The following is a 13,404-nucleotide window of genomic DNA, read 5'->3' on the forward strand; positions in this document are numbered from 1 at the left end:
ATTCAGACTTTATTAGAACGTCAATACTTTTTTAGCTGTTTCCATAATATCTTTTGCATTTGGAAGCCAAGCATTTTCGCCTTGTGCAAATGGATAGATCGTATCCGGTGCCGTTACACGAAGAACAGGTGCTTCAAGGCTTAGAATTGCACGTTCTGTAATTTCAGCTACGATGTTCGCAGCAATTCCTGCTTGTTTCTGCGCTTCTTGTACAACCATTGCACGGTTTGTTTTTTCAACAGATGCAATGATTGTTTCGATATCCATCGGTTGAATTGTACGCAAGTCGATAACTTCTACTGAGAAGCCTTCTTTTTCAAGCTCTTCAGCCGCTTTCAAGCTTTCGTGAACCATTGCGCCGTACGTGATAATTGAAAGATCTTTCCCTTCACGTTTCACATCCGCTTTGCCAAGTGGAATTGTGTACTCTTCTTCAGGAACTTCTTGTCTAAATGAACGGTACAGTTTCATATGTTCAAGGAAAATGACCGGATTGTCGTCGCGGATTGCAGATATCAAAAGCCCTTTAGCATCATAAGGCGTTGAAGGAATAACAACTTTCAACCCTGGTTGTGAAGCTACGAGACCTTCAAGGCTGTCAGCGTGCATCTCAGGTGTTGCTACGCCGCCACCGAATGGTGAGCGGATTGTAACAGGTGCATTGAAACGTCCAGCACTACGGAAACTCATTCGCGCAAGTTGACCACTAACTGAGTCAATTACTTCATAAAGGAATCCAAAGAACTGGATTTCCATAACTGGACGGAAACCTGTAAATGCTAATCCAATTGCTAGTCCACCAATACCAGATTCCGCAAGCGGCGTATCGAATACACGCACTTCGCCAAATTCTTTTTGTAAGCCTTCAGTTGCACGGAATACTCCACCGTTATTTCCAACGTCTTCACCGAAGACGAGGACGTTTTCATCATTTTTCAGCTCCGTACGTAGAGCATCAGTTATTGCTTGAATCATCGTCATTTGTGCCATCGGTTACTTCGACTCCTTCTCTGTGTAAATGGCTAGCTGCTCTTGCAAGTTGTATGGTAGCTCGCCTTTGTACATGATGTTGATAAAATCGCTCACTTTTTGTTTAGGAGCTGCATCTGCTATTTTGATTGCTTCTTTAATTTCTTCTTTAGCACGTTCAATTACTGCGTTTTCTTTTTCTTCATTCCAAATACCTTTTGCTTCGAGGTATGTACGGAAACGGATTAGCGGATCGCGTTTTTCCCATTCGCTGTCAGTTTCTGAAGTACGGTAACGTGTAGGATCGTCTCCTGCCATCGTATGTGGTCCGTAGCGGTAGCAAAGTGCCTCGATCAGTGTTGGTCCATCGCCATTGATTGCGCGCTCGCGTGCGTCGCGTGTAACCGCATACACTGCAAGTGGATCCATACCGTCAACAAGAATACTTGGAATCCCTGCTGCAATACCTTTTTGTGCAAGTGTTTTTGCAGCTGTTTGCATTTCACGTGGAGTTGAAATCGCGAATTGGTTGTTTTGAATGATAAAGATTGCTGGAGAACGATATGCTCCCGCAAAGTTAATCCCTTCATAGAAATCACCCTGCGATGTTCCGCCGTCACCTGTATATGTCATTGCAACTGCTTTCGTTCCGCGTTTTTGGAAGCCAAGTGCAATACCTGCCGCTTGAATATATTGTGCACCGATAATAATTTGTGGTGGGAATACATTAACGCCTTCAGGAATAGCGCCCCCTTGGAAGTGCCCGCGTGACCATAGAAACGCCGTAGATAAAGGCAATCCGTGGAACAACATTTGTGGAACGTCACGGTAACCCGGAAGGATGAAGTCCTCTTTTTCTAGTGCAAACTGTGAAGCAAGTTGTGATGCTTCTTGTCCTGCTGTCGGTGCGTAAAATCCTAGACGTCCTTGACGGTTCAACGAAATTGAACGTTGATCCAAAATACGTGTATATACCATACGAGTCATTAACTCAATGAGTTCTTCATCGGATAAATTCGGATCTGCATCCTTATTAACGATTTCGCCTTCTTCGTTCAAGATCTGGAACATTTCAAACTTTTCTTCAATCGCGTGAAGTGTTTCCACCGGATCGAACTGCTTGTCTTTTTTGGCAGCCATTTCGGCAACTCTCCTTTTTAACTGTATTATGAACCATTACTTTATTGATTGGTACAATCTATTCCATTCACAGTATATCTAATCAGAACTGAATGGTCAAACATAGTAATTACATGTCCCCTTGGAGTTAATAGCTAGTAGAATTGATAGTTAACACCAAACTGTATTAGCACAATAAGCCGTCTGTATTATAATAGAATGTCTTTTTCCTAACTTTTAAAATCATAAAAAAAGGCGAAGATTTTACTCCCTCACCTTGTTATTCCTCATTTTCCTATTTGTAAACTAGAAAAAACATCTTCCTTCAATACATTCACTTTGACCGTCGCGTCATTAAAGGAGTTAACCGCTAATTGGACTAACTCATTCTGCTCATTCACTTCCCCAACTTTATCCTTCAGTCCTTTCAGTTCACCTTCTTTAGCAATAAGCATTTCGTATAACTCCTTTTGCAAGCTGGTGAGTTTTTTATACTCAACAACAAAAGCTGAATGGAGCTCATATCGGTTTGTAACCGCTCTTTTTAGTTCTTCTAACCCTTTTCCAACATTTCCATCTACTTGTTCTATGATTGCATCGAGCTCATCCACGGATTTGCTTGCTTTACTGATGGACTTTTCTTCTCCTTCTATATGAGTAAGTCGTTGTCCCAGCAATGCTTCAAGTTCAGCTACCTTTATTTCCAGCTCACCCAGCTGTTGTTGCGTCAATTCCATCGCCTGATTGAATAATTCCTGTTCCGATTTTTCAAGCTCCGCCAATTCACCTTGCGCATCTTGATACACTTGTTCAGCATTATTCATTTTTGTTATGGTAGCTGACAGCTTCTTTTCAATCGACGAGTCAGAATTACATCCGGACAGCATCAAAGTTATCGCTAATATGAACCCCATAATCGTTTCCCTCAAAATTGCCAACCCCCAATTTCCCTCTACACTATAACGTTTTACACTTCACTATTCAACTTCGCGTTCAATTTCTTTCACCCCTATTCACATTCGTTTATACTATTGAATAGAGTAAATTCGAAAGGAAGATTCAATAATGATTTTAATGGAACATATTGTCAGGGACGGACACCCCGCTCTCCGCACACAAGCTGAAGAATTAAGGTTCCCATTGTCCAACGTTGACCGAGAACTTTGCGACGATTTAATTGGGTACGTTATTAATAGTCAAGATCCCGAACTTAGTGAAAAGTTCGACCTCCGCCCTGGAATCGGCCTGGCCGCACCACAATTAGACAAATCGAAAAGAATATTTGCGCTCCATATTACAGATGATGTTCAACAAACAGTTAGTTTTATTGCTGTTAACCCCAAAATCGTCAGTCACTCAATCGAAAAAACCTATCTTCCTTCAGGCGAAGGATGCCTTTCAGTAGATCGCGATATAGAAGGATTTGTACCTCGTTATGCACGGATTACGATTAAAGCATACGATCCTGATGGAAACGAATTCAAAAAAAGATTGAAAGGACTTGCCGCTATCGCTTTTCAACACGAACTTGACCATTTGAATGGCGTAATGTTCTATGATCATATTGATAAAGAATCACCTTTTAAGGATATTCCCGGTGCTACTCCACTTGTGCGAGATTAAATCCGGCTATCACTAGAAAGCGGCAAAGCATGTTGAATGGAATCTGTATATTCATGGATGGATCTTTCCGCTATACAGAAATCCCTTCTTGACAAAATGTTCTGACATTGGTATAATGATTTCGAGGAGTGATGTCGCCATGTACAAACGCCTAAAACGAAAATGGTTGAAACGGCTAAATGGCATACTCGGAAAAAAAACTATCGCTTAATTATGTTAAGCCTGCCATCAAATTGGTGGGCTTTTCTTTATTTTAAAGAAGTGTCATGCTAATATAAAGAGAATCAGTTCAATCGAACGTAAAAAGGAGAGCAAACGATGATTTATAAAATTTATTATCAAGAGAACTTGCTTCAAATTCCAGTCCGTGAAAACACAAAAAGTATGTACATCGAAGCGGATTCGGAAAGGTCAGTCCGTGCGAAGTTGAAAGACCGTGCTTTTAATATCGAATATGTCCAACTTCTTGAAGGTGTTCATCTTGAATACGAACAGGCTGCACCCTATTTCGAGCTTGAAGAGGTTTAAACATGAAATCTATTAAAAACAATGAAACTGCTGTTTTCGCTTTAGGCGGACTAGGTGAAATCGGTAAAAACACATATGGTGTACAATTCCAAGATGAAATTATTCTAATTGATGCGGGTATTAAATTCCCCGATGACGCATTACTCGGTATCGACTACGTCATTCCGGATTACACATATCTTGAACGAAATGTGGACAAGATTAAAGGCCTATTTATTACACATGGTCACGAAGATCACATTGGTGGTATACCTTATCTTCTTCGTAAAATTAATGTTCCAGTATATGGCGGAAAACTTGCACTTGGACTTTTGCGTAACAAACTGGAAGAGCATGGCCTGTTACGGACTACTAAGTTAATTCCTTTTGGTGAGGATGACGTATTTAAGTTCCGTAAGACAGCAGTATCATTTTTCAGGACTACACACAGTATTCCTGATGCATTCGGTGTTGTAGTTAAAACACCTTCCGGTAATATTGTTCACACGGGTGATTTCAAATTCGACTTCACACCAGTTGGGGAACCAGCAAACTTGACGAAGATGGCGAAAATCGGTAGCGAAGGCGTACTTTGTCTGTTGTCAGATAGTACAAATGCTGAAATCCCTAACTTCACAATGTCTGAACGAAAAGTCGGCGACAGCTTGAATGAAATCTTCAGAAAAGTTGAGGGCCGTATTATATTCGCGACATTCGCATCGAATATTCATAGACTACAACAAGTGATTGAGTCTGCTCAGGTATTGGGTCGTAAAATCGCAGTGTTCGGCCGTAGCATGGACAACGCCATTACAATTGGGCGTGAACTTGGTTACATCGATGCACCAAAAGAATTATTTGTTGATACCCAATCATTGAATAAGCTGCCAGCAAACAAAGTATTAATTCTTTGTACAGGTAGTCAAGGTGAACCGATGGCTGCACTTTCTCGCATTGCGAACGGTACACATAGACAAGTTCAAATCCATCCTGGCGACACGGTAATTTTCTCGTCTTCACCGATTCCAGGCAATACACTTAGCATCAATAAAGCGATTAATGCACTATTTCGTGCGGGTGCAGATGTGCTCCACGGTTCTTTAAATAATATCCATACTTCCGGTCATGGTTCACAGGAAGAACAGAAATTGATGATCAGATTGATCAAACCAAAATTCTTCATGCCAATTCACGGTGAGTATAGAATGTTGAAAATCCATACAGATCTTGCAGTCTCTTGTGATGTTCCTCGAGAGAACACTTTCATCATGGGCAATGGCGATGTACTCGCTCTTACACAAGATGAAGCGCACCTTGCAGGCCGAATTCCTTCTGGTGATGTCTATATTGACGGAAGCGGAATCGGAGATATCGGCAGCGTCGTTCTGCGTGATCGTAGAATCTTGTCTGAAGACGGTCTTGTAATTGTTGTGGCAACTGTGGACCTAAAACGCAATCGTGTCGTTTCGGGACCAGACATCATTTCACGCGGATTCGTTTATATGCGTGAATCTGGTGCAATGATTCACGAAGCACAACAGATGTTATCCAAACAGATGCAACGCAAGCTTGCAAGTTCTCCCGCAGATTTCGATGCTCTGAAAAGTGAAATCATTGATGTTCTCGGACCGTATTTATACGATAAGACGAAACGTAAACCAATGGTGCTTCCTGTGATTATGGAAGTTTAATAAAATAAGAAAAGCGGAAGGCGCCTTCTAGACGCGACAGGCATAAGTCGATCCAAGGGAAGGCAGTCTAGGATCGCGACGTCCTGTCGCAACGACCGCATACCTGCATCCTTGCATGCACGACGTGGCGCTCTTTGCCACATAGCTGGATTGCTTATGACCCGAGCGGCTGGCGCCTGGAGCTAGACACTATTCCAAGTCAAAAAACTTATACTTTCTTACCTTTTAAAAAAACCGTAAACGCTACTATGCGTTTACGGTTTTTTTAATATTCATCAATGCAGTGCTTTCTTTTCAAACTTATGAATCTCCTCGTCCGATCCAATCACAATCAAGATATCTTCAAGTCGAATTTTCTCTATCGCTTGAGGTGATACAAGAATATGTTTACCACGTTTAATGGCAACAATATTGACACCATATTTGGCCCTAATGTCTAGATCTATTAATGTAGATCCAACGAGTTTTTCATTCGCCTTTATCTCCGCAATGGAATACTCATCAGACAACTCAAGATAATCGAGTATATTATTCGATACCATATTATTCGCAATTCTGATACCCATATCGCGTTCAGGGTGTACTACCTGGTCAGCCCCGATTTTACGCAACACTTTTTCATGGGAATCATTTTGCGCTTTCACTGTTATTTTTTTCACACCGATTTCTTTCAACATGAGTGTCGTCAAAATACTTGCTTGGATATTTTCACCAATCGCAACGACTACATGCTCAAAGTTTCGGATGCCAAGTGATCTGAGAACAGACTCATCCGTCGTGTCAGCTGCGACCGCCTGTGTTGCAATATGAGCAAACTCATCCACTCTTTCTGGTGAGATATCAATTGCCATAACATCAGCATCGAGTTCAATTAGCTCTCTTACGATACTCCCCCCGAAACGGCCCAAACCAATCACCGCAAATTCCTTTTTCATAGAGCATCCTCCCCTATCCACTAAATGGATTCGATTAGTGTATCACACTGAATTACCACTCACAAATATTCACTGGTTACTACATAAACATAAAAAATACCCGACATCGCAAATGCGCAATCGGGCTGATCTTTCACTCATTTTTTCATTTCATCTAGCACGCGGTTAACGCGTTTTTCAAGCATTTTCATGCCTCCGCCGCCTGCTTGGAAGTGACGTAACTGTCCGTCTTTATCAAACACATAATAAGCAGGAACATATTGGTTGTCGAATTTGTCCGTTAATGTCGCCTCACTATCGACAAAAATCGGTTGAGTAATGTCGTGTTCAGCTGCGACTGATTTGATTTGAACTAGATCTAAATCGTCCTCAGAACGTGGCATATGGACTGCGATAACATTTAAATCCTCTTTGTATTTGTCTCTAAATTCATTGACCTCAGGCATTGCTTCCTTACATAGGTGACAGCTAACAGACCAAAAATGAACCAATGTCGGTTTTTCACCAACCAATTCCTCTTTTGTTCGTTCCCCATTCAACCATGCTGTTGCACCTACAAGTTCAGGTAATTGATCACGTAGTTTCATGCTTTTTCCTCCTTCATTTTCAAAAAAATCCCCACTGCTAATATATGCACGGGGATTTCATTTGGTAAAATTTCAACTGTTACTTATAGTGTCTTCTGACCAGGTCTCCAGTTAGCCGGGCAAAGTCCGCCAGTTTGAAGAGCTTGAAGCACGCGCAATGTTTCGTCTACATCACGGCCAATATTGTTGTGGAATACTGTTTGGTACTGAAGTTCACCTTCAGGGTTGATGATGAATAGACCGCGTAGTGCGATACCTTCTTCTTCAATCAACACACCATAGTCGCGTGAAACTTGGTGGTTTGTATCTGCTGCAAGTGGATATTTCAACTGCTCTAGGCCGTTATCTTTACGGTCTGTATTGATCCAAGCAAGGTGCGTGTGGATTGTATCCGTAGATAGACCGATAATTTCTGTATCCAAATCTTCGAATTCATCATAACGATCAGACATTGCTGTAATTTCCGTTGGACATACAAATGTGAAGTCCATTGGATAAAAGAATAATACTGTCCATTTATCGTTTTTCATATTTTCTTGAAGGCTTACTTTACCAAAAGACTTATCTGCTAATACCGCATCCAATGTGAAATCTGGTGCCTGCTTACCTACCATACGGTTAATCATTAAATAACCCCTCCACTAATTCTTTTGTGCCAGGACATCCCCTGCACAATCCTTATCAAGACTAACAAAAAAATGGCCTCAATTCAAACAGAGCGCCTTGTCCAAACACCGCTCTGTTTAATATGTGGCAATTCCATGACGTATATACAATCATTATGTTTACCCTTCTCCCACTTAAGGGAAAAGAGTTATGAGTGTTATTTACAATTAGACGGTTTCGCAGGTCGCGCTAGGCAATATTCGCAGGTTGGATCACTGCAAGAGCTCTCACGCCATTCATCGCACGATGGGCAAAATATGGAATCGTGTTCATCATTATAATCTAATGGATCAAGGCAGATTTTACAGTGATTGGGCAGTTCTAGTAAATTACGGATTTTTCCGTTTTTCATAAGAAATACGCCTTCGACTTCTTTTTTATCTCCCCTTAAACTACCAATTGATTCCCAACTAAGTCCGAGGTCTTCCATTGTCCATTTACGGTCATCTGGGTCCAAATAAAAAACTTTCTTTTTCCCCAATCAAAGCCCCCCTTTATTCGCTATATTATACCACGAACAGCCTAGATTTCCATCAATAAAGCATGAATGGAAATGCGTAAAACAATTTTGAATACTGCTCATTGACATATATCAACCACTGTTCAATTAGATTATGTCAAAAGTTGAAATGATGATCACGTAAATAGTTCTTGATTTTCAGATGAGGTTTTGTATAATTAAAAAGGGTTTTCAGTAAACTTGAAGTATACTATAAATAAACTTCATTACGAATGGGGCGGAATGTCCGTGGAGATTGGAAGTAAGATTAAAAGCCTGCGTTTAAAAAAAGGGCTGACACAGGAAGAACTTGGCGAACGGACTGATTTAACAAAAGGCCATATATCGCAGTTAGAACGCAACCTGAACTCTCCTTCTATTGAAACACTTTTCGCATTATTAGAAGTGCTAGGAACGACACCCAAAGACTTTTTCGATGAACCGAAAAAAAATGTTCAAATTGTTTACTCAACTGATAATCAGACAATCTATACGGATGATGAGATGAAATATAGCATCCGCTGGTTAGTGCCCAGATCGAATGAGAATGAAATGGAACCTGTCCACATCACATTTCACAAACAGGGCGAATTCAAAAAGTTCGAGCCATCTCTTGCCGAAACATTTATATACGTCTTGGAAGGAAAAGTCGCTGTTGTAATTGGCAATACACAGCACATTGCTTCAAAAGGAGATGCAGTTTACTATGACGCATCCGAGCATCACTGTTTATCAAATGCGTTCAATGGAACGAGCGAAATACTGCTCGTCGCGACGGAATCTTACTTATAAAGAAAAGGAGTGTCAGCATGACGACTCAGCCAATTATTCGATTTGAAAATGTTACAAAAAAATATAACCATGATACAACCGTATTGAACAGTGTTTCCTTTGAAATGGAACGTGGGAAGTTTTACACATTACTGGGTCCATCAGGTTGCGGCAAAACGACAATCCTTCGTCTCATTGCAGGTTTTATCGAACCAACAGAAGGCACAATTTTCTTCAACGGAAAAAAAATCAATGACGTACCTGCCAATGAACGCCAAGTAAACACCGTTTTTCAAGACTATGCGCTGTTTCCACATTTGAATGTTTTTGAAAACGTTGCATTCGGGCTGCGTATTAAGAAAGTTAAACAAGATGAAGTGAAACGCCGTGTTATTGAAGCACTGAAATTCGTCAATCTTGAAGGCTATGAAAATCGTGAGATAGCAGAAATGTCTGGTGGGCAGCGTCAGCGTGTCGCCATAGCACGCGCAATCATCAATGATCCAGAAGTTATTTTACTCGACGAACCGCTATCAGCACTCGATTTGAAACTGCGTTCTGAAATGCAATACGAACTCCGGGAATTACAGCAACGATTAGGTAAAACCTTCGTATTCGTTACACATGACCAGGAAGAGGCACTTGCAATGTCCGATGAAATTTTTGTCTTGGATGCAGGAGAAATCCAGCAATCAGGAACTCCACTCGATATTTACGATGAACCTATCAACCGTTTTGTCGCTGATTTCATTGGCGAGTCTAATATCGTTCCAGGCATAATGATTGAAGACTTTGTCGTTCAATTTACTGGAAAAACATTTGAATGTGTAGACAAAGGGCTAAATCCAAATGAGAAAGTAGACATTGTTATCCGCCCGGAAGATTTGGAACTTACTACTGTCGATAAAGGGAAACTAAACGTGACAGTTGATACGCAATTATTCCGTGGTGTTCACTACGAGCTATCCACTTACGATACTGATGGCAATGAATGGCTGGTGCATTCAACTAAAAAAGCGGAAGTCGGTGTGAAAGTTGGACTCGATTTTGATCCAGAAGACATTCATGTTATGCGCCTAAACGAATCTGAAGAGGAATTCGACGCTAGACTTGAGGCATATGGGGTATCGGATAATGAACAATAAACCGCTACGCCCGCTGTACACAATTCCGTATACAGCTTGGATTCTTCTCTTTGTTATCACGCCGATTGCACTTATCATTTACTATTCGTTTTTTGATTTAGCAGGTCATTTCACTTTTGACAACTATAAAAACTTTTTCTCTTCTGTCTATTTGAAACTGACTATCAGTTCATTCTGGTATGCGTTTCTAATTACATTGTTCACGTTACTGTTTGCCTATCCAACCGCTTATTTCCTGACGAAGACGAAGCATAAGCAACTTTGGCTATTGCTCATTATTATTCCATCTTGGATTAATCTTCTTCTAAAAACATACGCGTTCATTGGACTTTTCGGACTTTATGGTCCAATAAACGCATTGTTAGAAACAGTCGGTATCGGCAATCAGCAAATTTTATTCACTGATTTCAGTTTTGTATTCGTATCCGTTTATATTTTCATCCCGTTCATGATTTTACCGATTTTCAATTCACTTGATAAATTGAATCCTGCCCTTATCGACGCTTCACGTGATCTCGGTGCTAATTCATGGACGACATTCAGGCGCGTCATTTGGCCCCTAACGTTAAATGGTGTTAAATCAGGAATTCAAGTTGTCTTCATCCCCGCCCTGTCGCTGTTCATGATTACTCGACTGATTGCCGGGAACAAAGTAATTACACTTGGAACTGCAATTGAGCAGCAATTCCTCGTTACACAAAACTGGGGGATGGGTTCAACAATTGCCGTATTCCTAATTTTATTTATGTTTATCATCATGTTGATTACGAGCAGTAGCGATAGGGGGACGACAATCAATGGAAAAATTAAGTAAGCTTCCTAAACTCTATTTGGTAGTCGTGTTCATTATTCTATATACTCCAATTTTTTACTTGATTTTTTACTCGTTCAATTCGGGCGGCGGCATGTCCAATTTCGAATCATTTACGTTTGAACACTACGCAGCAGTATTTGAAGATACACGACTAATTATCATTTTAATCAACACAATTGTCGTTGCCTTGCTGTCTGCGCTCGTCTCGACTGCAATCGGCGTGCTCGGTGCATTGTCTATTGTTTTCATGCGCAATAAAGCGATGCGCAATGCCGTATTGTCACTCAATAACATTTTGATTGTCAGCCCAGACGTTATCATCGGTGCATCTTTCCTTATTTTATTCACCATGATTGGCGTCAAGCTTGGATTTGCTTCCGTACTTATTTCGCATATCGCCTTCAGTATCCCGATTGTTGTCATTATGGTACTGCCTAAACTACAGGAAATGAGTCCAACGCTAATCGATGCGGCACTCGATCTTGGCGCTTCAAAACGCGACGTTTTAACACGCGTTATTATTCCCTTTATTAAACCTGGAATACTTGCGGGTTTCTTCCTCGCATTGACGTATTCTCTTGATGATTTTGCCGTAACATTCTTTGTGACTGGAAACGGGTTCTCCACGCTGTCCGTTGAAATCTATTCAATGGCACGCGCTGGAATTACGTTGACAATTAACGCATTATCGGGACTTATCTTCTTAGTGACAGTTGTACTAGTTCTAGGTTATTACGCCGTTAGCCGCAAAACCAAAACACCGCTTTCGGGGGTGAAGAAATGAAAGGTATTTTACGTGGTGCGGTAGTGATCATTATTATTTCCGCTATTTTACTGCTCATTAACGGAAAGTTAAATGAAGGCGGAGGAAATGCCAATAAGAATTCAATTACCATCTATAACTGGGGTGAATACATCGACACTGATTTACTCAAACAATTCGAGAAAGAAACAGGTATTAAAGTCACGTACGAAACGTTTGACTCAAATGAAGGTATGATGGGGAAAGTTGAACAAGGCGGCACATCCTACGACATTACGATGCCTTCTGAATACATGATTGAAATGATGAAGGAAAAAGATTTACTGTTGCCACTCGACTATAGTAAAATTCCAAACATCAAAAATATCGATCCCTATTTCCTCGATTTACCTTTTGATCCTGGCAATAAATATTCACTACCCTACTTTTGGGGAACAGTCGGGATTGCATACAATTCTTCACTTTTACAGGGACAGACGTTTGAAGAATGGGATGATCTATGGAACCCGACTCTTACGCAGCAAGTTATTCTTGTCGATAGCGCACGCGAAACAATCGGAATGGGGCTAAACTCATTAGGCTATTCATTGAACTCCACCAATATGGGCGAATTGCGAGAAGCGACAGACAAATTGAAAACACTTAGCCCTAATATCAAAGCTGTCATCGGGGATGAAGTGACGCAACTGATGATTAACGGAGAGGCTGCCATCTCGCTTACATGGTCTGGTCAAGCTGCAGATATGATGTATGAGAACGAGGATATCAATTATATTGTTCCTGAAGAAGGTTCAAATCTGTGGTTCGATAATATGGTTATTCCTCGCACATCAAAAAATATCGAAGGTGCGCATGCTTTTATCAACTTCATGCTCGACGCTGATGTTGCGGCACAAAATGCCGATTACGTCGGCTATTCTACACCTAATTTAGCGGCTCTCGATTTGATGGATCCTGAAGTGACAGAAGATGAACGTTTCTATCCCGATGAAGAAACGCGCAGTCACCTTGAAGTATATAGAAATCTTGGTCTTGAGATGCTTGGCCATTATAATGAATTGTTCCTGGAATTCAAAATGGATATGAAGTAAGAATGTGATCTATATAATCAGCACTTAACAAATAGACTGCTCTTCCAACACCGCTTTGTCGCTTGGTGATGGCCTTACGCAATAAGCCCGTCAGAAAATCACTGGGGAGGGATTGAACTACATCCCTCCTAGGTCTTATTGCTCCGGCGCCTGCAGGATGCGGGTGTGCAGCCTTTGCCGCAGGACGCGGCGATATTGGGCTGCCTTTCATTAGTGTCGCTCCT

General features: G+C 41.1%; 16 protein-coding genes. 8 read left to right on the forward strand and 8 right to left on the reverse strand.

All coding sequences use genetic code 11. The features are described from left to right. Positions 1 to 12 precede the first annotated feature (12 nt). The 3 genes from I2483_RS05345 to I2483_RS05355 form a co-directional block, all read right to left on the reverse strand. Complete coding sequence (locus I2483_RS05345; protein WP_207174220.1) at positions 13 to 990, reverse strand: alpha-ketoacid dehydrogenase subunit beta; 978 nt, start codon at positions 988 to 990, stop codon at positions 13 to 15. Positions 991 to 993: 3 nt separating this feature from the next. Beyond that, positions 994 to 2,109 carry a pyruvate dehydrogenase (acetyl-transferring) E1 component subunit alpha gene (gene pdhA, locus I2483_RS05350; RefSeq protein WP_207174221.1) on the reverse strand — a complete coding sequence of 372 codons (1,116 nt, stop codon included), beginning with the start codon at positions 2,107 to 2,109 and terminating at the stop codon, positions 994 to 996. 266 nt (positions 2,110 to 2,375) lie between these two features. Continuing rightward, the gene (locus tag I2483_RS05355) at positions 2,376 to 3,017 is read right to left on the reverse strand and encodes a YkyA family protein (protein WP_207174222.1); all 642 of its coding nucleotides are present in this window, start codon (positions 3,015 to 3,017) and stop codon (positions 2,376 to 2,378) included. A 136-nt stretch (positions 3,018 to 3,153) separates the two neighbouring features. On the opposite strand from I2483_RS05355, the gene def reads away from it, so the two are divergent. The 3 genes from def to rnjA all read left to right on the forward strand — a co-directional run bounded on the left by def (position 3,154) and on the right by rnjA (position 5,909). Continuing rightward, on the forward strand, positions 3,154 to 3,711 hold the full coding sequence (gene def / locus I2483_RS05360; RefSeq protein WP_207174223.1) for a peptide deformylase: 558 nt from the start codon (positions 3,154 to 3,156) through the stop codon (positions 3,709 to 3,711). 318 nt (positions 3,712 to 4,029) lie between these two features. Then, positions 4,030 to 4,239, forward strand: coding sequence for a DNA-dependent RNA polymerase subunit epsilon (locus tag I2483_RS05365; RefSeq protein WP_207174224.1), 210 nt, complete (start codon positions 4,030 to 4,032; stop codon positions 4,237 to 4,239). 2 nt (positions 4,240 to 4,241) lie between these two features. Continuing rightward, positions 4,242 to 5,909 (forward strand): ribonuclease J1, encoded by a 1,668-nt coding sequence (gene rnjA, locus I2483_RS05370; RefSeq protein WP_207149203.1) that lies wholly within the window; start codon positions 4,242 to 4,244, stop codon positions 5,907 to 5,909. 275 nt (positions 5,910 to 6,184) lie between these two features. Here the strand turns inward: rnjA and I2483_RS05375 are convergent, their stop codons facing one another. The 4 genes from I2483_RS05375 to I2483_RS05390 form a co-directional block, all read right to left on the reverse strand. After that, complete coding sequence (locus tag I2483_RS05375) at positions 6,185 to 6,844, reverse strand: potassium channel family protein (protein WP_207174225.1); 660 nt, start codon at positions 6,842 to 6,844, stop codon at positions 6,185 to 6,187. 137 nt (positions 6,845 to 6,981) lie between these two features. Further along, positions 6,982 to 7,431 (reverse strand): TlpA family protein disulfide reductase, encoded by a 450-nt coding sequence (locus I2483_RS05380; protein ID WP_207174226.1) that lies wholly within the window; start codon positions 7,429 to 7,431, stop codon positions 6,982 to 6,984. An 83-nt stretch (positions 7,432 to 7,514) separates the two neighbouring features. Continuing rightward, positions 7,515 to 8,057, reverse strand: coding sequence for a peroxiredoxin (locus I2483_RS05385; protein WP_186669438.1), 543 nt, complete (start codon positions 8,055 to 8,057; stop codon positions 7,515 to 7,517). 197 nt (positions 8,058 to 8,254) lie between these two features. After that, positions 8,255 to 8,578 (reverse strand): hypothetical protein, encoded by a 324-nt coding sequence (locus I2483_RS05390; protein WP_207174227.1) that lies wholly within the window; start codon positions 8,576 to 8,578, stop codon positions 8,255 to 8,257. A gap of 267 nt (positions 8,579 to 8,845) precedes the next feature. Between I2483_RS05390 and I2483_RS05395 the strand changes: the two genes are divergently transcribed. From I2483_RS05395 to I2483_RS05415, 5 genes are read left to right on the forward strand one after another with little or no spacing between them, the layout of a single operon-like run. Further along, positions 8,846 to 9,388 carry a helix-turn-helix domain-containing protein gene (locus tag I2483_RS05395; RefSeq protein ID WP_207174228.1) on the forward strand — a complete coding sequence of 181 codons (543 nt, stop codon included), beginning with the start codon at positions 8,846 to 8,848 and terminating at the stop codon, positions 9,386 to 9,388. Positions 9,389 to 9,405: 17 nt separating this feature from the next. Continuing rightward, positions 9,406 to 10,512, forward strand: coding sequence for an ABC transporter ATP-binding protein (locus tag I2483_RS05400; RefSeq protein WP_207174229.1), 1,107 nt, complete (start codon positions 9,406 to 9,408; stop codon positions 10,510 to 10,512). Beyond that, a complete protein-coding gene (locus tag I2483_RS05405) occupies positions 10,502 to 11,326 on the forward strand; it encodes an ABC transporter permease (protein ID WP_186669430.1) in 825 nt (274 codons plus the stop codon). The genes I2483_RS05400 and I2483_RS05405 overlap by 11 nt, the downstream gene beginning before the upstream one ends. Further along, positions 11,310 to 12,110, forward strand: a complete 801-nt coding sequence (locus I2483_RS05410; RefSeq protein WP_186669428.1) for an ABC transporter permease — start codon at positions 11,310 to 11,312, stop codon at positions 12,108 to 12,110. The genes I2483_RS05405 and I2483_RS05410 overlap by 17 nt, the downstream gene beginning before the upstream one ends. Further along, complete coding sequence (locus I2483_RS05415; protein ID WP_207174231.1) at positions 12,107 to 13,180, forward strand: ABC transporter substrate-binding protein; 1,074 nt, start codon at positions 12,107 to 12,109, stop codon at positions 13,178 to 13,180. Before I2483_RS05410 ends, I2483_RS05415 begins: the two co-directional genes overlap by 4 nt. Here the strand turns inward: I2483_RS05415 and I2483_RS05420 are convergent. Further along, on the reverse strand, positions 13,161 to 13,404 hold a 244-nt coding region (locus tag I2483_RS05420), incomplete at its 5' end, for a hypothetical protein (RefSeq protein ID WP_207174233.1). The genes I2483_RS05415 and I2483_RS05420 overlap by 20 nt on opposite strands.

It is taken from the genome of Sporosarcina sp. E16_3, from assembly GCF_017347125.1.
Taxonomy (GTDB): Bacteria; Bacillota; Bacilli; order Bacillales_A; family Planococcaceae; genus Sporosarcina.

Coding starts and splice junctions, on each gene's coding strand:
- I2483_RS05345 (WP_207174220.1), bottom strand. CDS start 990: ATGGCACAAATGACGATGATTCAAGCAATAACTGATGCTCTACGTACG.
- pdhA (WP_207174221.1), bottom strand. CDS start 2,109: ATGGCTGCCAAAAAAGACAAGCAGTTCGATCCGGTGGAAACACTTCAC.
- def (WP_207174223.1), top strand. CDS start 3,154: ATGATTTTAATGGAACATATTGTCAGGGACGGACACCCCGCTCTCCGC.
- I2483_RS05365 (WP_207174224.1), top strand. CDS start 4,030: ATGATTTATAAAATTTATTATCAAGAGAACTTGCTTCAAATTCCAGTC.
- rnjA (WP_207149203.1), top strand. CDS start 4,242: ATGAAATCTATTAAAAACAATGAAACTGCTGTTTTCGCTTTAGGCGGA.
- I2483_RS05375 (WP_207174225.1), bottom strand. CDS start 6,844: ATGAAAAAGGAATTTGCGGTGATTGGTTTGGGCCGTTTCGGGGGGAGT.
- I2483_RS05380 (WP_207174226.1), bottom strand. CDS start 7,431: ATGAAACTACGTGATCAATTACCTGAACTTGTAGGTGCAACAGCATGG.
- I2483_RS05385 (WP_186669438.1), bottom strand. CDS start 8,057: ATGATTAACCGTATGGTAGGTAAGCAGGCACCAGATTTCACATTGGAT.
- I2483_RS05400 (WP_207174229.1), top strand. CDS start 9,406: ATGACGACTCAGCCAATTATTCGATTTGAAAATGTTACAAAAAAATAT.
- I2483_RS05405 (WP_186669430.1), top strand. CDS start 10,502: ATGAACAATAAACCGCTACGCCCGCTGTACACAATTCCGTATACAGCT.
- I2483_RS05410 (WP_186669428.1), top strand. CDS start 11,310: ATGGAAAAATTAAGTAAGCTTCCTAAACTCTATTTGGTAGTCGTGTTC.
- I2483_RS05415 (WP_207174231.1), top strand. CDS start 12,107: ATGAAAGGTATTTTACGTGGTGCGGTAGTGATCATTATTATTTCCGCT.